This window comes from Moellerella wisconsensis ATCC 35017, from assembly GCF_001294465.1.
Classification (GTDB): Bacteria; Pseudomonadota; Gammaproteobacteria; order Enterobacterales; family Enterobacteriaceae; genus Moellerella; species Moellerella wisconsensis.
The window spans coordinates 112,097-132,630 of the sequence record NZ_LGAA01000007.1; the positions used below are offsets into that span (position 1 = coordinate 112,097).

A 20,534-nucleotide genomic window follows, 5' to 3' on the forward strand; every position below is an offset into this window, starting at 1 on the left:
TGTAAAGTTGTTGGGCTCTTTGTTAGTTGATGCACAGAGCCACTTAAATGAGAACGAATCAATGGCCGAAAAAACTCCGGCATTTAAAGCCCCAAGTAAAAGAGGGGATGTGATTTTCCATGCGTTAGTCCGGCTGGCTGCGCTAATCACTTTATTGATGCTAGGCGGCATCATTATTTCGCTAATTGTTGCTTCATGGCCCAGTATTCAAAAGTTTGGTTTTGCTTTTTTATGGACTAAAGAGTGGGATGCTCCGGCGGAACAATTTGGCGCATTAGTCCCGATTTATGGCACCATCGTCACCTCGATTATTGCGTTAATTATTGCGGTTCCTGTCAGTTTTGGGATCGCCTTTTTTTTGACTGAGTTGGCCCCTAATTGGCTTAAAAGACCATTAGGTATAGCGATTGAGTTGCTCGCGGCTATCCCCAGTATTGTTTACGGTATGTGGGGGTTATTTGTTTTTGCGCCATTATTTGCGGAGTATTTTCAAGAGCCCGTAGGCGAGATTATGTCGAGTATTCCTATTGTGGGCGAGTTATTTTCAGGCCCTGCATTTGGTATCGGTATTCTGGCGGCTGGCGTTATCCTTGCGATAATGATTATTCCTTATATCGCCTCCGTTATGCGTGATGTTTTTGAACAAACCCCCGTGATGATGAAAGAGTCAGCGTATGGGATTGGCTGTACTACGTGGGAAGTGATTTGGAATATCGTGTTGCCATTTACCCGCAATGGAGTGATTGGCGGTGTGATGTTAGGTTTAGGCCGTGCCTTAGGTGAAACGATGGCGGTGACCTTTGTGATCGGAAATACTTATCAGCTAGATAGCGTATCGTTATTTATGCCGGGGAACAGTATCACTTCGGCATTAGCCAATGAATTTGCTGAAGCAGAGAGCGGCTTACATACCTCTGCATTGATGGAATTAGGGCTAATTTTATTTGTGATAACCTTTATTGTCCTCGCACTCTCTAAATTGATGGTGATGCGCTTGGCTAAGAATGAGGGCCGCTGATATGTCACAGACACAACCGAGTCAGATTAATTATCAGGAACGTGCACGTCGTCAGGCATGGCGTCGACAAAAAAATCGCTTAGCGCTAGTGATTTCAATGTTAGCTATGGCGTTTGGATTATTTTGGTTAGTATGGATTTTATTTTCTACCGTTAGTAAAGGCATCGATGGCATGTCATTGAATTTATTCACTGAAATGACACCGCCACCCAATACTGAGGGTGGTGGCTTAGCAAATGCCATTATGGGTAGTGGGTTATTGATTTTTTGGTCTACCGTGTGCGGTACTCCGCTGGGTATTTTAGCTGGGATTTATCTCGCTGAATATGGCCGTAGTTCATGGTTAGCTTCCGTGACGCGCTTTATCAATGACATTTTGTTGTCTGCGCCATCGATTGTGGTGGGATTATTTGTTTATACTTTGGTGGTTGCACAAGTACAGCACTTCTCTGGCTGGGCTGGCGTGATGGCCTTAGCCTTACTGCAAATTCCAATCGTTATTCGTACCACAGAAAACATGCTAAAACTGGTGCCTGACAGTCTACGAGAAGCAGCATATGCGCTGGGAACTCCAAAATGGAAAATGATTTTATCCATTACGCTGAAAGCGTCGGTATCCGGGATTATTACCGGGATTTTGTTGGCGATTGCCCGTATCGCCGGGGAAACTGCTCCGCTACTGTTTACTTCACTGTCGAACCAGTTCTGGAGTACTGACATGAGTGAGCCGATTGCTAACCTGCCAGTAACTATCTTTAAATTTGCGATGAGTCCATTCTCCGAATGGCAGCAATTGGCTTGGGCTGGTGTCCTGCTAATCACCCTGTGTGTTCTATTAATCAATATTATCGCGCGTGTGCTATTTGCTAAAAGTAAGTATTAAGCGGTGAGAACTGCCAACTTATATTATTGAGATATAAGGTTAATTAAATCATAAATCTTACCGAGAATAGCGCGAATTGCCGGGCCCAAATTACGAATTTAGAGAGAGAGCAGTAATGATAATGACAGCCAACGAGAATACAGAAAGTAAAATTTTGGTACGTGACTTGAATTTTTATTATGGAAAATTCCATGCGCTGAAAAATATTTCGCTGGATATTGCCAAGAACAAAGTTACCGCATTTATCGGCCCTTCAGGGTGTGGTAAATCAACGTTGCTACGAACCTTCAATAAAATGTATGAATTATATGGTGAGCAGCGCGCTGAAGGTGAAATTTTACTCGATGGGCAGAATATCCTGACAGATAAACAAGATATTGCCTTATTGCGCGCTAAAGTCGGTATGGTATTCCAAAAACCAACGCCATTCCCGATGTCAATCTATGACAATATTGCCTTTGGTGTCCGTTTATTTGAAAAACTGTCGCGTGCTGATATGGATCAGCGTGTACAGTGGGCGTTGACCAAAGCGGCATTGTGGAACGAAACCAAAGATAAACTACACCAAAGTGGTTATAGTTTATCGGGAGGCCAGCAACAGCGCTTATGTATCGCACGTGGAATTGCTATCCGTCCTGACGTTTTACTGCTCGATGAACCTTGTTCAGCACTTGATCCTATCTCAACTGGGCGTATTGAAGAACTTATTAGCGAACTGAAATCTGAATATACCGTCGTAATTGTAACGCACAATATGCAGCAAGCGGCTCGTTGCTCGGACTATACTGCTTTCATGTATTTAGGCGAGCTGGTGGAGTTTAACGAAACTGATACCATGTTTACTACGCCAGCGATGAAGCAGACTGAAGATTATATTACTGGCCGTTATGGTTGATACGGAGCAATAGCATGGACACTTTGAATCATAATAAACATATTTCTGGTCAGTTTAACGCTGAGCTAGAACATATTCACACTGAGCTGATGGCAATGGGTGGATTGGTCGAAGAACAACTGACCAAAGCAATTACGGCGATGCATAATCAAGACGAAGCATTGGCACGCGAAGTTATCGCTAATGATCAGCAAGTGAATATGATGGAAGTCGCCATTGATGAGGCTTGCGTTAAAATTATCGCCAAACGCCAGCCAACGGCCAGCGATCTGCGGCTAATTATGGCAATTTCCAAGACTATTTCCGAATTAGAACGAATTGGTGATGTTGCCGATAAAATTTGTAAAACGGCGTTAGAAAAATTTTCGCATCAACATCAATCTTTGCTGGTGAGCTTAGAGTCGCTCGGTCGTCATACTGTGCAGATGCTGCATGATGTACTTGATGCTTTTGCTCGTATGGATGTCGATGAAGCAGTACGAATTTATCGTGAAGATGAAAAAGTTGATCAAGAATATGACGGAATTGTTCGTCAATTAATGACTTATATGATGGAAGATCCGCGTACTATTCCGAGTGTATTAACCGCGCTATTTTGTGCTCGATCGATTGAACGAATCGGCGACCGTTGCCAAAATATTTGCGAATTTATCTTCTATTATGCAAAAGGTCAGGATTTCCGTCATATGGGCGGCGATACCGTAGAGAAAATGCTGACTAAAACTGTAGATAAATCTGCCAATTAAGGTATCGATAACCAATATCCTGAGAAAAAATAACTTAGCGAGGGAGACTATTTCTCCCTCGGCTATTTACCCCTTCTTAGCAGTGGCTTTATCGAAAAAGAGCGTATAAAACCTTACTGTTGGTTAAAAAAAGTTCTTTTTGCTATTTTTATCTTCCGCCAGATTAAATCACAGAATGAACCTAATAAAATTATAGATGTCTGTAATACATCATTGCTATCACTTATTCTGAATATAAAATATGCGCAGTTTTTTGTTACGTTATATCCCGAAAAATCAAACCACCCTTGCCGTTATTTTATCTATTTTCATAGGCCTACTCCTCAATTTAGATGTTTACCAAGGTCGTTTTGACACTCAAATATCCCACGGTACAGGGGTTAGTTATTTCACATTGGCAGGCGAAGCAATTGTTAATGTGGCTTTTTCTTTTTTCTTTTTTAGAGTGTTATCTCTTGGCGGTGCAATTTTCTTTAAAATTTGTGCTTCTATCGTAGTTATTGCTAGTGTGTGCGCCAGTTATTACATCACCTTTTTCGATGTGGTTATCGGTTATGGCATTCTTATTTCTGTATTAACCACAGATATTGATTTATCAAAAGAAGTCGTGGGTAATAGTTTTATTTATTGGGTGATTGGGTTATCGGCTATCCCGCTGTTACTAATTTGGTGCTCACCGAATAATAATACTCTATTGTCTCAGCTAAAAAATAATCGAAAAGCCTGCGTAAAAAGTATTCTATTATTAGCGGTGATTGCTGTTAGCGTATATTCATATTTAAAACTCATGGATCAGCAACAGAAAAAACATGAAGCGCAAATGAATATCGATTTATCAAGTTATAGCGGCAGCTTGAGTTACGCTTATTTACCGACGAACTGGATTATTCCGTTAGTTCAATACGCGATTACTCAGTACGATGATAAATTTAATGAAAATGAAATTTTTGATCCTAGCCAGAAATTTACTTATACCCCAGACGCTGACAACAACGATGCTTATGTCGTATTTATTATTGGGGAAACAGCAAGATGGGACCATATGGGGTTATTAGGATATTCGAGACAAACTAACCCTTTATTATCCAAAGAAAAAAATCTAGTGGCGTTTAAAGGTCGTTCTTGCGATACCGCGACTAAATTATCCTTACGTTGCATGTTTGTGCGTGAAGGCGGGGTGGAAGATAATCCGCAGCGTACGATGAAAGAGAATAATATTTTTTCCGTAATGAAGAAATTAGGCTTCTCTTCCGAGTTATTTGCCATGCAAGGTGAAGTGTGGTTTTACAATAAATTAGATGTTGATAATTACTTGATTAGAGAAATGATTACCGCGAAGCATAGTACTTACGGCAAACCTATCGACGATACGTTGCTGATAGATGAGGTTCACTCATCAATCGAGAATAAGCCGCAGGGTAAACATTTAATTATTTTGCATACTAAAGGTTCTCATTATTTGTATTCAAAACGTTATCCAAAAGAATTTAAACAATATCAGCCTGAGTGTTTAAATGTTGATGATAATTGTTCTAAACAACAATTAATTAATGCCTATGATAACTCTATTCTGTATACCGATTATTTTATTGATGGCGTAATTGATCAGTTAAGAGATAAAAAAGCTATTGTGTTTTATACCTCAGATCATGGCGAATCGATCAATGAAGGGCATGGACTGCATGGGACTCCGCGAGAAATTGCGCCAGAGGAACAATTCCGGGTGCCGTTTGTGGTCTGGATGTCGGACAGCTATTTAGCTTCGCCAAACAATCAGCAACGTTTTGAGCAGTTAAAGAAATATAGCCAACAAGGTCGGCCTTTTTATCATCATCAAATTTATGATTCTATTTTAGGCTGCTTAGGGTATACCTCTGCTGATGGTGGAATGAATAATCGTAATAATTTATGTGGGCTATCTTCGGATACGGGTACCGATAAATAATCTGCCATTACTGAAGACAATTGTAGTTTTATTCTGCTTTATTGACTAATAGCCCACATAGATGGGCTATTTTTTATCGCTCATATATTCTATTTTAATATAAATATATTACTTAATAGTCTTTTAAGTTCTAAATAATAATTGATAACTTGCAATGGTTGCTCGATTAAACTTACCGTTAGGGGTGTCCAATGAATGCTAAAATTTTAACAACCACGCTGCTGGCGGGGCTTGCTCTCGTAACCAGTATCGCTAAAGCCGATAAACTGGATGATATTAAACAAGCGGGAGTTATCCGTATTTCTGTTTTTGATAGCAATCCACCATTTGGATTTATTGATCCTCAAACTAAAAAATTAGCCGGTTATGATATCGATATCGCTCAAGCTGTTGCTGATGATCTGGGGGTAAAATTAGAATTACGCCCTACGAATCCTGCTAATCGTATTCCATTGCTAACTTCGGGAAAAGTTGACTTAATTGGTGCTAATTTCACGATTACCGATGAACGAGCAAAACAAGTTGATTTTACTATTCCTGATTTTGCCACCGGACAGAAATTCATTGCTCGCAAAGGTGTGCTAAAAACGCCAGATGATATTGCTGCACTGCGTATTGGTGCCGATAAAGGCACAGTGCAAGAAGTAACATTGCGTGAGCGCTATCCAAATACTAAAGTCATTTCTTATGACGATACACCGTTAGCGTTTGCTGCATTACGTAACGGTAATGTACAAGCAATTACCCAGGATGATGCAAAATTAGTTGGATTATTAGGAAACTTACCGGAAAAAATTAAAGCTGATTATGAAATTTCACCATTTAGCTTAACGCGTGAATATCAAGCATTAGCTGGGCTCAAAGGTGAAACCCAATTGATTGAAGCGGTAAATAGTGCCTTATTAAAATTAGAACAAAATGGACAAGCTGAAGTTATTTATACCCGTTGGTTTGGTCCTGAAACTAAAGCGGCTCAACCGCGTGGTGATTTTAAATTTGCCCCGTTAGATAAACAACAGCCGCAATCTTAATCGCTAAAGATACTTCTTGCTGGTTAGGTTTAATAAAGCCCCGCATATTTCTTGATGCGGGGCTTGCTGTTATAGAAGGCGCATACTATGTTTGAGTATTTTTTTAATGGCTCATTTTTATCCCAACATTTTTTGGCGCCGCAATATTTAGAGTGGTTTGGTTACGGTTTTTTGATCACTCTGTGGATTTCTATTTGCACTATTGTGGCATCGACGCTACTGGGTTTTGCAGTTGCGGCGGCAAAGGATAGCTCAATCGCGAGTTTACGTTGGGGCGTTTCGATATATACCTCAATTTTTCGTAATACACCGTTATTGATACAGCTCTTTTTTTGGTATTTTGCCTCCGGTGAAATTCTACCTTCCTCGGCGATGGAATGGTTAAATACGCCACATGAGATAGCGCTAGGACCGATAACTTTGGCATGGCCATCGTACGAATTTCTTGCCGGTTTCATTGGATTAACTCTGTATTCCGTGCCTTTTATTGCCGAAGAACTAAGAGCGGGGATCCGCGGGGTTCGCCGAGATCAAAAATTTGCGGCCTTCGCTTTGGGTTTGAGTGGCTGGCAAGCGATGCGGTATGTGGTTTTACCTCAAGCGGTAAAAATCGCCATGCCTCCTTTGCTCGGCCAATATATGAATATTGTCAAAAACTCGTCATTAACCATGGCGATAGGTGTGGCTGAATTGTCTTATGTGTCGCGCCAAGTGGAAAGTCAAACATTGCAGACATTTACAGCTTTCGGGCTAGCAACGGTACTGTATATCGTAATTATTGCTTGTATGGAAGGCTGGGGCCAGTGGCGTCAGCAGCGTATGTTAAATAAGGGGATTTAGATGGATTTTTCAATTATTGAACAAAACTGGCGTTATCTCCTGTTTGGTACGTTCCCTGATGGCCCTTTAGAAGGTGCGGCGCTGACGTTAGTGATCAGCCTATTAGCGGGAGCTGCATCGATTATTCTCGGAACGTTAGCGGGAGTCGCATTGGCCATGTTACGTGGCTTCTGGATGAATTTGTTGGCTGCTATATTAGGTTTTTTCCGCGCTATTCCGGTTATTATGTTGATATTTTGGGCTTATTTTCTCTTGCCTGTTATCTTGGGTAGCAAAATCCCAGGGATTGCAACTGTGGTTTGTGCGCTGGCATTAATTACCTCAGCCTATTTAGCTCATGCCGTAAAAGCCGGTATTCTGGCCATAGGTCAAGGGCAATGGCAGGCAGGTATGTCCCTTGGGTTTAATCGTTGGCAGGTTTTATGGCATATTGTGTTGCCTCAAGCGTTACGAATGATGATCCCCTCATTTATTAATCAGTGGATAGCGTTGATTAAAGATACTTCATTGGCGTATGTGGTTGGTGTTGCTGAACTTTCATTTTTGGCGACCCAAGTTAATAATCGAGAAATGGTCTATCCATTAGAGGTGTTTTTATTCGTCGCATTTATTTATTTTGTCATGTGTATGACGCTAGAAATACTGGCTTATTTATTGACGTCTCATTTAGCGCACAAAGAACGTATAGGGCAGAAGCGTAAAAGACAGTGTTTCTTATTTTGGCGTCGACAAAAATTGCTGGCACTTTCGTAATTATTTGAATCATCCACTCAGGAAATGTCCTCAGTGGATTTGATTATGGATATTATTTACCATTCGATTCTTTGCTTTTGTCGCGAGTAATCGACCATGATTATCACTGTTCCAGTCTATTTTGTTTTTATCTATAATCTGTACCAATTATCAGTAAGTTAGCTTTTTTTGCTCATGTACTTACGCAAACGTTTCCTTTTTTTGGTTTTTAACGCTAACTTTTTCCAATTGTTTATTGTAGGATAGGGCGAAAAAAACTTTTTTTTAGGCAAATACCACATGAGCAATTCACAATTCGATACTGCAAAAAAACAGTGTCTATTTCAGCGTTTCTTCAAGCTACAAGAACACGGTACCACGGTTAGAACAGAACTAGTTGCCGGTTTTACCACCTTCTTGACGATGGTTTATATCGTTTTTGTTAACCCACAAATTTTATCCATGGCTGGCATGGATATTAAAGCCGTCTTTGTTACAACGTGTCTGATAGCTGCCCTGGGCAGTATCTTAATGGGTATTTTTGCTAATTTACCTGTGGCGGTTGCACCTGCAATGGGGCTGAATGCCTTTTTTGCTTTTGTCGTTGTCGGCGCGATGGGTTACTCTTGGCAAGTGGCGATGGGCGCAGTTTTTTGGGGCGCAGTTGGTCTATTCATTTTGACCTTATTCCGTATTCGTTATTGGATTATCGCCAATATTCCTTTAAGTCTACGAGTGGGTATTACCAGCGGTATTGGTTTATTCATCGCCATGATGGGGCTGAAAAACTCCGGTATTATTGTTCCGAACCCAGATACTTTAGTCGCGATTGGTAACTTTACACACCATAATGTATGGCTAGGTGCACTCGGCTTTTTTATTATCGCAATCCTTGCCGCGCGTAATATCCATGCCGCGGTATTGATTTCTATCGTTGTGACTACCTTGATTGGCCTTGCATTAGGCGATGTTACCTATAATGGAATTTTCTCCATGCCACCAAATATTACAACGGTGGTGGGGCAAGTTGATATTATGGGCTCCTTGGATTTAGCCCTATCCGGAATTATTTTCTCTTTCATGCTAGTTAATTTATTTGACTCCTCAGGAACATTAATTGGTGTAACCGATAAAATCGGACTGACCAATGAAAAAGGCACCTTCCCTAGAATGAAAGAAGCGCTGTATGTCGATAGTTTAAGCTCGGTTGCTGGCTCTGCGATCGGGACATCTTCGGTCACAGCATATATCGAAAGTACAGCAGGTGTCTCTGTAGGGGGGCGTACAGGCTTAACCGCAATCGTGATTGGAATTCTGTTCTTATTGACGATGTTTATTTCACCGTTAGCGGGTATGGTGCCGGCTTATGCCACTGCGGGGGCATTAGTGTATGTCGGTGTTTTGATGACCTCTAGCCTAACACGAGTTAAATGGGACGATTTAACGGAATCCGTACCTGCATTCATCACTGCGGTGATGATGCCATTTAGCTTCTCAATTACGGAAGGTATCGCACTAGGTTTTATCGCTTACTGTGCGATGAAACTTGGAACTGGCCGCTGGCGTGAACTGGGCCCTTGTGTCATTCTAGTTTCAATATTATTCCTATTAAAAATGGTCTTAGTTGACGCTTAATCATTAGTGTCATCAGGCATTGACAGCTCGGGTAAAATAACCGGCTGTCAATGCGGCTCATTTACTATCAAGTTGTATCATTTCAACGCATAAATATTTATACTCTGCATACTTCAAGTTGCAGGTTGGTTTACGATAAATATTGCGGCTTTTCTTCGCGAACCCGAATACTCCGTCACTTAACACCTGATCCCAGTAGGCATATCGCGATATCGTTGTTTGCCGCCTTGCTGCGCCTAGAATTATTTTGAGTAGAGATTAACGAGAAATTAATCAAAGACAGAAGATTGCTTTCGCTGTTGAAAACTTTCTGTTAGATTCCGCTCTAGAAAACCGATTTGATCAAAGGTATACAGGTTATGTATTCATCTAAGAAAAAGACAGCGGGAAAAAACCGTAAAACCCGTGCAGAGCTAAACGCTGAAGGGCGTGAGCGTAAACGTCTGAAGAAACACCGTGGGCACAGTGCTGGCAGTCGTTACCATGATAAAGACAGTAACGGTAAAAATGGACAGAAAGAGGCACTCGATCCACGTTTAGGTAGTAAAAAACCGGTGCCATTAATTATTGATCCAACAGCGAAAAAATCCACTCTGAAACCAGCGGTTGAAGCACCTAAAGTGGTCCTTTCACCAGAAGCTGAGCTGGCGATGCTGGAAAATGATGATCGCTTAGATGCATTATTAGAGCGCATAGAAGCGGGCGAGCGTGTGAATCGCGAAGATCAGCAATATATTGATACTAAACTTGATCGTATCAATGAGTTGATGACACAGCTAGGGATTGAATTCTCTGACGAAGAAGAAGACGAAGAAGAAAAACCAGACGATATTATGCGTTTATTGAAAGGGAATTAATTTTCTTATTTTAATTATCTTTGAGCCATTTGCTCACGCGTGACAGATTAAAAATGCCTTGGCTGAAATATTTTCGCCGGGGCATTTTTTATTTTAGGCGGTATTGATCTCTCTTCCCTATCGCTCACCCATTGATATGTATAATAAAGCAGCCATGTATAATAAAACACCTATGGTATCATGAGGTCTGTCTTCTTCAGTTGTAGGGTGTAGAACTTTTGTCACACCTTGCCGACGACCGGTTAAATTTAATAGTAGGAAAAGATATGTCAGAGCAAAGTATCGTTTGGGATCTGCCCCTTATTCAAAAATATAATTATTCCGGCCCGCGATATACCTCTTATCCGACCGCTTTAGAATTTAATCAACAATATGATGAGCAGGCATTTATTGCTGCAACTCAACGTTATCCTGAACGGGCGCTTTCTTTATATGTCCACATTCCGTTTTGCCATAAGCTGTGTTATTTCTGCGGATGTAATAAATTAGTTACTCGTCAGACCCATAAAGCAGATCAATATTTACAGGTTTTAGAGCAAGAAATTATTCAACGTGCGAGTTTATTAAAAAATAGAACTGTGACCCAAATGCACTGGGGCGGTGGCACACCGACATATCTCAATAAATCACAAATTAGCCATTTAGTGAATTTATTGAAAACACATTTTAATTTCGCTGATGAGGTTGAAATGTCGATTGAAGTCGATCCGCGAGAAATTGAACTCGACGTGATTGATCATTTGCGTTCTGAAGGATTTAATCGTCTTAGCATGGGCGTACAAGATTTTAATAAGCAAGTTCAGCAGCTGGTTAACCGCGAGCAAGATGAAGATTTTATTTTTGCGTTGATCCAACGGGCTCGTGAAACCGGCTTTAACTCAACGAGTATTGACTTGATTTATGGTTTACCAAAACAGACACCAGAAAGTTTTTCCTTTACTTTACAGCGTGTAATTGAACTTGCACCTGATCGCCTGAGTGTTTTTAATTATGCTCATTTACCAAACTTATTTGCGGCGCAGCGCAAAATTAAAGATGAAGATCTCCCTTCAGTAGAGCAAAAATTAGAGATTTTGCAGGAAACTATCAGTACGTTGACCGCTCAAGGATATCAATTTATTGGTATGGATCATTTTGCCCGACCACAAGATGAGTTGGCGGTCGCCCAGCGCGAAGGGATATTGCACCGTAATTTTCAGGGATATACCACGCAGGGTGAATGCGATTTATTGGGATTAGGCGTCTCGGCTATCAGCATGTTGGGTGATAATTATGCGCAAAATCAAAAAGATTTAAAAACCTATTATGCTCAGGTTGAACAACAGGGGCATGCTTTATGGCGTGGCTTAGTGCTGAGTGCCGATGATTGTTTACGCCGTGACGTGATTAAAACCCTGATTTGTAATTTTCAATTGAATTACGCCCAAATAGAACAGCAATATTCTATCGATTTTAGTACTTATTTTGCCGAAGATTTACAGTTATTAGCCCCGATGGCAGAAGATGGTCTAGTTGAAATTACACAAAGCGGTATTCAAGTAACAGCTCGAGGTCGTTTATTGATCCGCAATATTTGTATGTGTTTTGATGTTTATCTGCGCAATCAAATGCGCCAACGTCAATTTTCACGGGTGATTTAATCTGCCAAACATTTTGCGTTGCCGCCGATATTATTTTTATTAAGGCGGCAATTCAAAAGTTATATATCAAAGGGCTATATAATAGATGGCAACCTGATTGATATTTTTCTTCTTTTTACTGCGGCTATCCACGCGGATTATTGTTCTACGCCCAGTTCTTTGAGTTTACGGGTTAGTGTGTTACGCCCCCAACCTAATAAGCGTGCAGCTTCTTGCTTATGGCCTTGGGTATGTTCTAAGGCGCATAACAGCATGGTTCTCTCCAACAATGGCACGGCATCAGCCAATAAATTATCTTTTCCTTCCGCTAAAGCATGCGCTGTCCAATCGGCAAGTTGTTCGAACCATACGCTTTCAGATTGAGTTATATTTTCTGTTTTTGCCGTAGCTGTTGTTGATTTTACTGAAACTTTATGCGGTTCAATTAAATCTTCTGGCAGATCTTGCGGTAAAATTTCTTGGCTTGCCGCCATTACGGTTAACCAACGACATACATTCTCTAGCTGTCTGACATTTCCTGACCATGGCAGCCGCTGTAGAATTTGCTCTGTTTCGGGATGCAATAGTTTGGTGTCTACTCCAAGTTCCTTCGCAGTATGCTGTAAAAAGTGGTGTGCTAACCGAGGAATATCTTCTGTTCTTTCTCGCAGAGGCGGCAGCTGTACGCGAATGACATTTAATCGATGGAATAAATCATCGCGGAACAGCCCTTCGGTGACCCGTTTTTCAAGGTTTTGATGGGTGGCAGCGACAATCCGTACATCGACTTTCACCGGTGTATAACCGCCGATACGGTAAAATTGACCTTCAGCTAATACACGCAGTAATCGAGTTTGAATATCGAGAGGCATATCACCGATTTCATCCAAAAATAAAGTTCCGCCATTGGCTTGTTCAAACCGCCCTTGACGTACTTGAGAGGCTCCGGTAAATGCGCCTTTTTCATGGCCAAACAGCTCTGACTCAATCAAATCTTTAGGAATAGCCGCCATATTGAGAGCAATAAATGGCTTATCGGCTCGAGGGCTATGTTGATGCAGGGCATGTGCGACCAGTTCTTTACCTGTACCGGATTCTCCATTAATTAGCACACTAATGGATGAGCGAGAAAGCCGACCAATAATGCGATAAACTTCTTGCATGGCTGGCGCTTCACCAATCATCGAAGAAACCGACGCAGGGCGCTGTTCTTTGGTACGTGCAGTTTGGTTTTGTTCTTTATAATGATTCAGCGCACGTTCAATAAGAGCAACGGTTTCATCGATATCAAAGGGTTTTGGCAGATAATCAAAAGCGCCCAGCTGATAGGCATTTACCGCCGCATCGAGATCTGAATGTGCGGTCATAATGATAATTGGCAGTAATGGATGGCTTTGCTTTAGTTGATTGAGTAACTCTAGCCCATCCATTCCTGGCATCCGAATATCAGAAAGTAACACTTCGGGCTGCGAATATTTTAAAGCCTCAAGTACTGCACTCGCGCTATCAAAGCAGGTACATTGCATCTTTACCGCCGCTAGTGCGCGTTCTAATACCCAACGGATAGAGCTGTCATCATCAACAATCCAAATTTTTCCCTGTGGCATCGTTACCTCTATTTTTTTATCGGTAAGTAGATTGAAAAAGCCGTGTGTCCCGGCCAGCTACTAAATTCAATTTTTCCGGCGTGCTGGTCAACTAAGCTACGTGCAATCGACAGCCCAAGCCCAGTCCCGTCTTCTCGCCCGCTCACCATCGGATAAAACAACGTATCTTGAATGGCTAACGGAATACCCGGGCCATCATCTTCAATATCAATGCGGGCGGCTAATCGATAGCGCTCGCCTTGTAACGTGACTTGAAAAGCGGTGCGAGTCCGCACGGTGATAGTGCCGCCAGTGGCTGATAGTGCTTGTAACGCATTGCGAGTTACATTCAATAAGACTTGTTCTATCTGGTCTGGGTAATGTTCAATTTCGGGCAAACTAGGGTCATAATCGCGAATTAACGCTACATTTTCCGGTTTTTCTAGCAAAATTAATCGACACACGCTCTCAGCAACATGGTGGATACTTTGGCGAGTTTTTTTTCCGGGATATTGAGGGCCTAAAAGTCTATCAACTAATACCCGTAGGCGATCGGCCTGTTCAATGATCACTTGGGTGTATTCATGTAATGTTGGGTCGGGCAGTGCACGTTCTAAAAGTTGTGCTGCGCCTCTTAGCCCACCGAGGGGATTTTTAATTTCATGGGCTAATCCACGAATTAATTCTCGGGCTGCATATTGTTGGGCATTTTGTACTTGTTCTTGGCTTAGGCGGCGTTGGCTATCTAATTGTGCGAGCTCCAACAGAATAAATTGCTCGGAAATCGGCTGGGCGCTAAGCGACATCACATGAAAGTGATTATTGATGACCAAGGTGACTTCATTATCGGTAAAGCTATGGCCATTTTTTAAATTATTGACCATTAGCTCAGCATCTAACGTGCAGTAGCTAAATAATACCGGCAATGGTGTCCCAAATAATTTACGCGGGCTTTGGGCTAATAGTTGCAGTGCGGAGTGATTAGCATAATGAATAATCAGTTGATTATCGAGGATCAGAACACTGTGAATTAGTGAATTTAAAATATGCTCGGAAGCGGGTAATTGGTCGGTTGTCATCGGGTCTGACTCCTGCACTATTTATACACTTTTAATTTTACCATTGATTGCACTTTTTTGGTGCATTATGGTTTGAGTGTAGGTCAAACAGCCACGATCCCAGAAAATATCAGAAAAGGTCTTCGAGAAGAAAAGGCCCCATCGTTGATGGGGCAAGCGTTTCACGGCAACAAAAAACTAACAGCGCGAACGGCGTAAGTTATACGCTGTAGTACATTTCAAATTCTAATGGGTGTGGTGTCATACGTACGCGCTGAATATCGCTGCGTAACAGTTCGATATAAGCATCGATAGAGTCATCAGTAAATACACCACCACGCGTCAGGAACTCGCGATCGTTATCTAGCTCAGCTAGAGCATCTTCTAATGAATTCGCCACAGTTGGGATTTCTTTGGCTTCTTCGGGAGGCAGATCATACAGATTTTTATCCATCGCATCGCCCGGATGGATTTTATTGATAATGCCATCAAGACCGGCCATTAGCTGCGCAGCAAAGGCTAAATATGGGTTAGCAGCAGGGTCTGGGAAACGAATTTCGATACGGCGTGCTTTAGTACTCGCAACCACAGGAATACGAATAGATGCGGAGCGGTTACGGGCAGAATAAGCCAACATTACAGGTGCTTCATAACCTGGAACCAAACGTTTATAGGAGTTAGTGGTCGGGTTAGTGAACGCATTCAGTGCACGTGCATGTTTGATAATACCGCCGATATAATACAGTGCCATTTCAGATAATCCGCCGTATTTATCACCGGCAAATAGATTTACGCCGTCTTTAGCGATTGACATATGGCAGTGCATACCAGAACCATTATCACCAACTAACGGTTTTGGCATAAAGGTCGCAGTTTTACCATAAGCATGTGCCACATTGTGGACCACATATTTATAAATTTGGGTTTCATCCGCTTTTTTAGTCATAGTATTAAAGCGGGTAGCAATTTCGTTCTGACCTGCAGTCGCAACTTCATGGTGATGGGCTTCAACCACTAATCCCATTTCTTCCATGGTGGTGCACATGGCTGAACGCATATCTTGAGAAGAATCGACCGGAGGTACAGGGAAGTAACCGCCTTTGACGCCCGGACGATGGCCTTTGTTTCCGCCTTCGTATTTAGTCCCGCTATTCCATGCTGCTTCGATATCATCGATATGATAGTAAGAGCCTGACATGGTGCTTCCGAAACGAATATCATCAAAAACGAAGAATTCAGGTTCTGGGCCGACTAACACGGTATCACCGATACCGCTAGAGCGCAGATAATCTTCTGCTCGTTTAGAGATAGAACGCGGGTCACGATCGTAGCCTTGCATAGTACCCGGCTCTAAAATATCGCAACGAATAATCAGGGTTGGATCGACAAAGAATGGATCTAGCATAGCTGTCGATGGATCCGGCATGAGAACCATGTCAGATTCATTAATGCCTTTCCAGCCACCAATAGAGGAGCCATCGAACATTTTACCTTCTTCAAAGAAGTCTTCGTTGACCTGATGAGCAGGGATGGTGATGTGCTGTTCTTTACCTTTAGTATCAGTAAAACGCATATCAATAAATCTGATTTTATGCTCTTCGATTAGGGATAAAACATGTTCAGCTGACATACTCGGCTCTCCTGGTTGGGGTCGGTCAGGCAAATTTTGGGGGACTATTTTAGATTCCCGTTTTTTGCTTTTTCAATTCACGTCTGATGTTGTTGCTATGCTGCTCTATTAACAGTTAACCATCTATTACTAATTCTTTATAGCTCTATATTAACTATAAGCGAAAATCATGCCAACTGTATCTAATAGTTTAATAATCAGGCACTAGCCGCAAAAATGCTGAAAATAAAGGATAGAGAGCTCTAGACAATGGACAGAATCGCACTCAAATGGTGCATATTTAATAAGGATTGCACCATTTTAATGCGAATTATTTAATGTGGATTACAGGGGGAGCTACATTTTAGGGCGGGTTATAAGCAAAATTACCGCGCCACAAAACGGAGAATTAGAGTTAAAAATCAGAGCTAAGAATCAAAAGTTTAGAACTTAAACTTAAACTCTATAGCTAAAAATTCAGATGGAACGGAGATAAATATTGTTTGCCCGAGTGAATGACAGCTTTTAGCTTATGTCGCCATTGCTCTTAGCTCGGACTTCTGTCTGAATAAATAACATCGCTGTCTTACGGGCGATAGGCAAGACAAGCAATACGGTAGGAAAAGCAATGAGCCAGGAAATCAGCCATGCAGAAAGCCAAGGTGAAATAACCTCGGGATGGAAGCCCTGTCCTTTAATCGTGGTCACTAGCGAGACAACTCCAGACATAATCAATGAAAGAAAGAGGGGAATTAACAAAAATAGCGCCCGAGGATGGAATTTAGGCAGCGTTAAACGCATTTTCTTCTGTTGAGAATGCTTATTTTGCGAATGCATGCAGGTGTTTCCTATTATTCGAATCAAACTAATGCGCTAATTTGAGCGATTTATTGGCAAAAACTAGCCACCGGGCGGCAAAAGCTGCACAGTGGCTAAAGATATTAATCATTATCGCTAGCAGTTAATAAGGTGTTGACCTGTTCAATTTGCTTAATTGCATCATTAATAATGGCTGCGATTTGTTGTGTTTGTTGTTCATTTAGCTGTTTTAATACCATTTTATGGCGTAACAGCGCTTTAAAACGATGAACGGCCATTTCGATATCTTCGGATAAATTACCACCCTGTTGCAAATCACGCGCTTTGGCTAATTTACGGAAAATAATTTGTTCAGTTTCACGATTTGCATCAAGTTGTTGCTGGCCTTCGGCAGTCAGCCGGAAACTTTTACGATTGCGTTCTACAATCTCTGATTCGAGAAAACCTTGTTCTTCTAACAGCGTTAACGTGGGATAAATAACGCCGGGACTAGGGATATAAAGACCAGAAGATGCTTCTTCGATATGTTTGATAATTTCATAACCGTAGCTTGGTTTTTTAGCCACTAGAGACAGCACCATGATATGCAGATCACCGTGATCAAATAAACGACGCAGTCCTTTACCTCTTCCTCGACCTCTGCCGCGATGTTTGCCTTCACCTTGGCAACCCTGATGCTTTTCATGACTCTGGCCGTGCCGACAATGTCCATGGTCATCGGTATGTGGACAATTATAGTTGTGGCGGAATGAATGGATTTGCATAATAACTCCCCTTTAGGTAACATTTAGATATATCTAATATGTCACATACTATATTTAGATATATCTATTTAGTCAATTTAGATATATCTAAATTGCATTTAAAAGTGAAAAATAGAGAGAAATTAAAATTTATTAAATAACTTATTCTGTTTTTCACGATTTTTTATGCTGATCCGTAGTATATTGTTCCGTGAAAATGTAAATTTTTTAAAGAATGATGAGTATTTTTCTGTCTCAGCACTTTTAAATTTTATAACTTTATGTTTTTTAGCTAGAAACTGTTTTTTCAGTGATGAAATTCACATTTATTCCACTTGAACGGGATAACGTGTAAAATAACAGCATATTAACGCAGAAAGTATGTATTACGCAGTAAGCCTGTTAATGATACATAATTCCTTTCCAGTAAATTAAACGGTAAAAATCCTTGTCAATTCAAAATTTAAGAAACATCGCCATCATCGCTCACGTTGACCATGGCAAGACTACGCTGGTCGATAAGCTATTACAGCAGTCTGGTACTTTTGGTGAACGCGCTAATGTTGATGAGCGTGTTATGGACTCCAATGATTTGGAGAAAGAGCGTGGGATTACCATCCTCGCAAAAAACACCGCGATCAAATGGAATGATTATCGTATCAATATCGTTGATACCCCAGGACATGCCGATTTCGGTGGTGAAGTTGAACGTGTAATGTCAATGGTTGACAGCGTTCTGCTGCTGGTTGATGCGATGGACGGCCCAATGCCACAAACCCGTTTCGTAACGGAAAAAGCATTTGCTAACGGCTTAAAACCAATCGTTATTATCAACAAAGTTGACCGTCCGGGCGCACGTCCTGATTGGGTTGTTGATCAGGTTTTCGATCTGTTTGTTAACTTGGGCGCAACTGATGAGCAGCTTGATTTCCCTATCATTTATGCATCAGCATTAAATGGTGTTGCCGGTACTGATTACAATGATATGGCCGAAGATATGACCCCATTGTATGAAGCTATCGTTAAATATGTAGCTCCGCCAGCGGTTGATATCGATGGTACGTTCCAGATGCAAATCTCCCAATTAGACTATAACAACTATTTGGGTGTTATTGGTATTGGCCGCATCAAACGTGGTTCTGTTAAGCCTAACCAACAAGTTACTATCATTGATAGCGAAGGCAAAAAACGCAACGGTAAAGTCGGTAAAGTTCTGACCCATTTAGGTCTTGAGCGTATTGATTCTGAACTGGCTGAAGCGGGTGATATCATTGCATTAACCGGTCTGGGTGAATTAAATATTTCTGATACTGTTTGTGATGTCTCTGCTGTTGAAGCATTGCCACCATTAGCCGTTGATAAACCAACTATCAGCATGTTCTTCTGTGTGAATACCTCTCCATTCTGTGGTAAAGAAGGTAAATACGTGACTTCACGTCAAATCCTCGACCGTCTGAATAAAGAGTTGGTACATAACGTTGCGCTGCGTGTTGAAGAAACTGAAGATTCAGATGCATTCCGTGTTTCAGGTCGTGGTGAGTTGCACTTATCCGTTCTGATTGAAAACATGCGTCGTGAAGGCTACGAAATGGGCGTTTCTCGTCCTAAAGTTATCGTGCGTGAAATCGATGGCCGTAAACAAGAGCCTTTCGAGCAAGTCACTGTAGATATCGAAGAGCAGCATCAGGGTAGCGTGATGGAAGCTTTAGGTATGCGTAAAGGTGAAGTTAAAGATATGGCGCCAGACGGTAAAGGTCGCGTACGTCTTGACTATATCATTCCTAGCCGTGGCTTAATTGGTTTCCGTACTGAATTCATGACCATGACTTCAGGCACCGGTTTATTGTATGCAACTTTCAGCCATTATGATGATGTTCGCCCAGGCGATATTGGTCGTCGTAATAACGGTGTTCTGATCTCTAATGGTCAAGGTAAAGCCGTTGCGTTCGCACTGTATAGCTTGCAAGACCGCGGTAAATTATTCTTAGGCCATGGTGCTGAAGTTTATGAAGGCCAAATCATCGGTATTCATACACGTTCTAACGATTTGACCGTTAACTGTCTGACCGGTAAAAAATTGACTAATATGCGTGCATCAGGTACTGATGAAGCGACAACTCTGTCACCAGCAATCAAAATGACACTTGAGCAAGCGCTTGAGTTTATTGATGATGATGAATTAGTTGAAGTCACTCCGTTGTCAGTTCGTCTGCGTAAACGTCATTTGACTGAAAATGATCGTAAACGTGCAAATCGTGGATCAAGTAAAGAGTAATCTCTTTATTAACGTTGATTTATGATGAAATCGGGGCGCTTAGCGCCCTGATCTTTTTTAGGTGGTTATTAACTTTTTACTGGCAATTAAGCTATTTTTTTATCCTCTTTCCTTTTCAATTCCCTGCCTTTTTGTTTTTCTTATTCCAGATTATCGTAGCGTAGATAGGTTTATGGAATATCAGGCTAATCAGCCAATTTTTAGATAATTTCACTCGATAGTAACAGAAACTGAAATTAGTAC

At 41.5% G+C, this 20,534-nt stretch carries 17 protein-coding genes; 12 read left to right on the forward strand and 5 right to left on the reverse strand.

Annotated features, from left to right (window positions below; translation table 11 throughout):
• Positions 1–61 precede the first annotated feature (61 nt).
• The 11 genes from pstC to hemN all read left to right on the forward strand — a co-directional run bounded on the left by pstC (position 62) and on the right by hemN (position 12,222).
• Positions 62–1,018, forward strand: coding sequence for a phosphate ABC transporter permease PstC (gene pstC, locus M992_RS03685; RefSeq protein ID WP_053907368.1), 957 nt, complete (start codon positions 62–64; stop codon positions 1,016–1,018).
• Entirely contained in the window at positions 1,005–1,901 is an 897-nt protein-coding gene (gene pstA / locus M992_RS03690) for a phosphate ABC transporter permease PstA (protein WP_134473603.1), read from the forward strand. Before pstC ends, pstA begins: the two co-directional genes overlap by 14 nt.
• Positions 1,902–2,022: 121 nt before the next feature.
• Positions 2,023–2,796, forward strand: a complete 774-nt coding sequence (gene pstB, locus M992_RS03695) for a phosphate ABC transporter ATP-binding protein PstB (protein WP_047254634.1) — start codon at positions 2,023–2,025, stop codon at positions 2,794–2,796.
• 14 nt (positions 2,797–2,810) lie between these two features.
• Positions 2,811–3,542, forward strand: a complete 732-nt coding sequence (gene phoU / locus M992_RS03700; RefSeq protein WP_053907369.1) for a phosphate signaling complex protein PhoU — start codon at positions 2,811–2,813, stop codon at positions 3,540–3,542.
• Positions 3,543–3,783: 241 nt separating this feature from the next.
• On the forward strand, positions 3,784–5,487 hold the full coding sequence (gene eptB / locus M992_RS03705) for a kdo(2)-lipid A phosphoethanolamine 7''-transferase (protein WP_053907370.1): 1,704 nt from the start codon (positions 3,784–3,786) through the stop codon (positions 5,485–5,487).
• A 191-nt stretch (positions 5,488–5,678) separates the two neighbouring features.
• On the forward strand, positions 5,679–6,518 hold the full coding sequence (locus M992_RS03710; protein WP_047254637.1) for an ABC transporter substrate-binding protein: 840 nt from the start codon (positions 5,679–5,681) through the stop codon (positions 6,516–6,518).
• Positions 6,519–6,605: 87 nt separating this feature from the next.
• Positions 6,606–7,358 (forward strand): amino acid ABC transporter permease, encoded by a 753-nt coding sequence (locus tag M992_RS03715; RefSeq protein WP_047254638.1) that lies wholly within the window; start codon positions 6,606–6,608, stop codon positions 7,356–7,358.
• Complete coding sequence (locus M992_RS03720) at positions 7,359–8,111, forward strand: amino acid ABC transporter permease (RefSeq protein WP_053907371.1); 753 nt, start codon at positions 7,359–7,361, stop codon at positions 8,109–8,111.
• Between the two features lie 279 nt (positions 8,112–8,390).
• Positions 8,391–9,725 carry an NCS2 family permease gene (locus M992_RS03725; RefSeq protein ID WP_053907372.1) on the forward strand — a complete coding sequence of 445 codons (1,335 nt, stop codon included), beginning with the start codon at positions 8,391–8,393 and terminating at the stop codon, positions 9,723–9,725.
• A 359-nt stretch (positions 9,726–10,084) separates the two neighbouring features.
• Positions 10,085–10,582 (forward strand): Der GTPase-activating protein YihI, encoded by a 498-nt coding sequence (yihI, locus tag M992_RS03730; RefSeq protein ID WP_047254641.1) that lies wholly within the window; start codon positions 10,085–10,087, stop codon positions 10,580–10,582.
• A 266-nt stretch (positions 10,583–10,848) separates the two neighbouring features.
• Positions 10,849–12,222, forward strand: a complete 1,374-nt coding sequence (gene hemN / locus M992_RS03735; protein ID WP_053907373.1) for an oxygen-independent coproporphyrinogen III oxidase — start codon at positions 10,849–10,851, stop codon at positions 12,220–12,222.
• 137 nt (positions 12,223–12,359) lie between these two features.
• Here hemN and glnG read toward each other — a convergent pair whose 3' ends face one another.
• The 5 genes from glnG to M992_RS03760 form a co-directional block, all read right to left on the reverse strand.
• Positions 12,360–13,808 (reverse strand): nitrogen regulation protein NR(I), encoded by a 1,449-nt coding sequence (glnG, locus tag M992_RS03740; RefSeq protein ID WP_053907374.1) that lies wholly within the window; start codon positions 13,806–13,808, stop codon positions 12,360–12,362.
• An 8-nt stretch (positions 13,809–13,816) separates the two neighbouring features.
• Positions 13,817–14,866 carry a nitrogen regulation protein NR(II) gene (gene glnL / locus M992_RS03745; protein ID WP_053907375.1) on the reverse strand — a complete coding sequence of 350 codons (1,050 nt, stop codon included), beginning with the start codon at positions 14,864–14,866 and terminating at the stop codon, positions 13,817–13,819.
• Between the two features lie 199 nt (positions 14,867–15,065).
• A complete protein-coding gene (glnA, locus tag M992_RS03750; RefSeq protein ID WP_047254645.1) occupies positions 15,066–16,475 on the reverse strand; it encodes a glutamate--ammonia ligase in 1,410 nt (469 codons plus the stop codon).
• Between the two features lie 504 nt (positions 16,476–16,979).
• Entirely contained in the window at positions 16,980–17,291 is a 312-nt protein-coding gene (locus M992_RS03755; protein ID WP_072165914.1) for a DUF2798 domain-containing protein, read from the reverse strand.
• A gap of 104 nt (positions 17,292–17,395) precedes the next feature.
• A complete protein-coding gene (locus M992_RS03760) occupies positions 17,396–18,037 on the reverse strand; it encodes a PadR family transcriptional regulator (RefSeq protein ID WP_248842481.1) in 642 nt (213 codons plus the stop codon).
• Positions 18,038–18,464: 427 nt separating this feature from the next.
• Here M992_RS03760 and typA point away from each other — a divergent pair, with 427 nt between their 5' ends.
• The gene (gene typA / locus M992_RS03765; RefSeq protein WP_053907376.1) at positions 18,465–20,291 is read left to right on the forward strand and encodes a ribosome-dependent GTPase TypA; all 1,827 of its coding nucleotides are present in this window, start codon (positions 18,465–18,467) and stop codon (positions 20,289–20,291) included.
• The last annotated feature ends 243 nt before the right edge of the window (positions 20,292–20,534 follow it).

Bases quoted from the DNA above. Each gene is read 5' to 3' on its own strand.
- pstC (WP_053907368.1), top strand. From the start codon at position 62: ATGGCCGAAAAAACTCCGGCATTTAAAGCCCCAAGTAAAAGAGGGGAT.
- pstA (WP_134473603.1), top strand. From the start codon at position 1,005: ATGAGGGCCGCTGATATGTCACAGACACAACCGAGTCAGATTAATTAT.
- pstB (WP_047254634.1), top strand. From the start codon at position 2,023: ATGACAGCCAACGAGAATACAGAAAGTAAAATTTTGGTACGTGACTTG.
- phoU (WP_053907369.1), top strand. From the start codon at position 2,811: ATGGACACTTTGAATCATAATAAACATATTTCTGGTCAGTTTAACGCT.
- eptB (WP_053907370.1), top strand. From the start codon at position 3,784: ATGCGCAGTTTTTTGTTACGTTATATCCCGAAAAATCAAACCACCCTT.
- M992_RS03710 (WP_047254637.1), top strand. From the start codon at position 5,679: ATGAATGCTAAAATTTTAACAACCACGCTGCTGGCGGGGCTTGCTCTC.
- M992_RS03715 (WP_047254638.1), top strand. From the start codon at position 6,606: ATGTTTGAGTATTTTTTTAATGGCTCATTTTTATCCCAACATTTTTTG.
- M992_RS03720 (WP_053907371.1), top strand. From the start codon at position 7,359: ATGGATTTTTCAATTATTGAACAAAACTGGCGTTATCTCCTGTTTGGT.
- M992_RS03725 (WP_053907372.1), top strand. From the start codon at position 8,391: ATGAGCAATTCACAATTCGATACTGCAAAAAAACAGTGTCTATTTCAG.
- yihI (WP_047254641.1), top strand. From the start codon at position 10,085: ATGTATTCATCTAAGAAAAAGACAGCGGGAAAAAACCGTAAAACCCGT.
- hemN (WP_053907373.1), top strand. From the start codon at position 10,849: ATGTCAGAGCAAAGTATCGTTTGGGATCTGCCCCTTATTCAAAAATAT.
- glnG (WP_053907374.1), bottom strand. From the start codon at position 13,808: ATGCCACAGGGAAAAATTTGGATTGTTGATGATGACAGCTCTATCCGT.
- glnL (WP_053907375.1), bottom strand. From the start codon at position 14,866: ATGACAACCGACCAATTACCCGCTTCCGAGCATATTTTAAATTCACTA.
- glnA (WP_047254645.1), bottom strand. From the start codon at position 16,475: ATGTCAGCTGAACATGTTTTATCCCTAATCGAAGAGCATAAAATCAGA.
- M992_RS03755 (WP_072165914.1), bottom strand. From the start codon at position 17,291: ATGCATTCGCAAAATAAGCATTCTCAACAGAAGAAAATGCGTTTAACG.
- M992_RS03760 (WP_248842481.1), bottom strand. From the start codon at position 18,037: ATGCAAATCCATTCATTCCGCCACAACTATAATTGTCCACATACCGAT.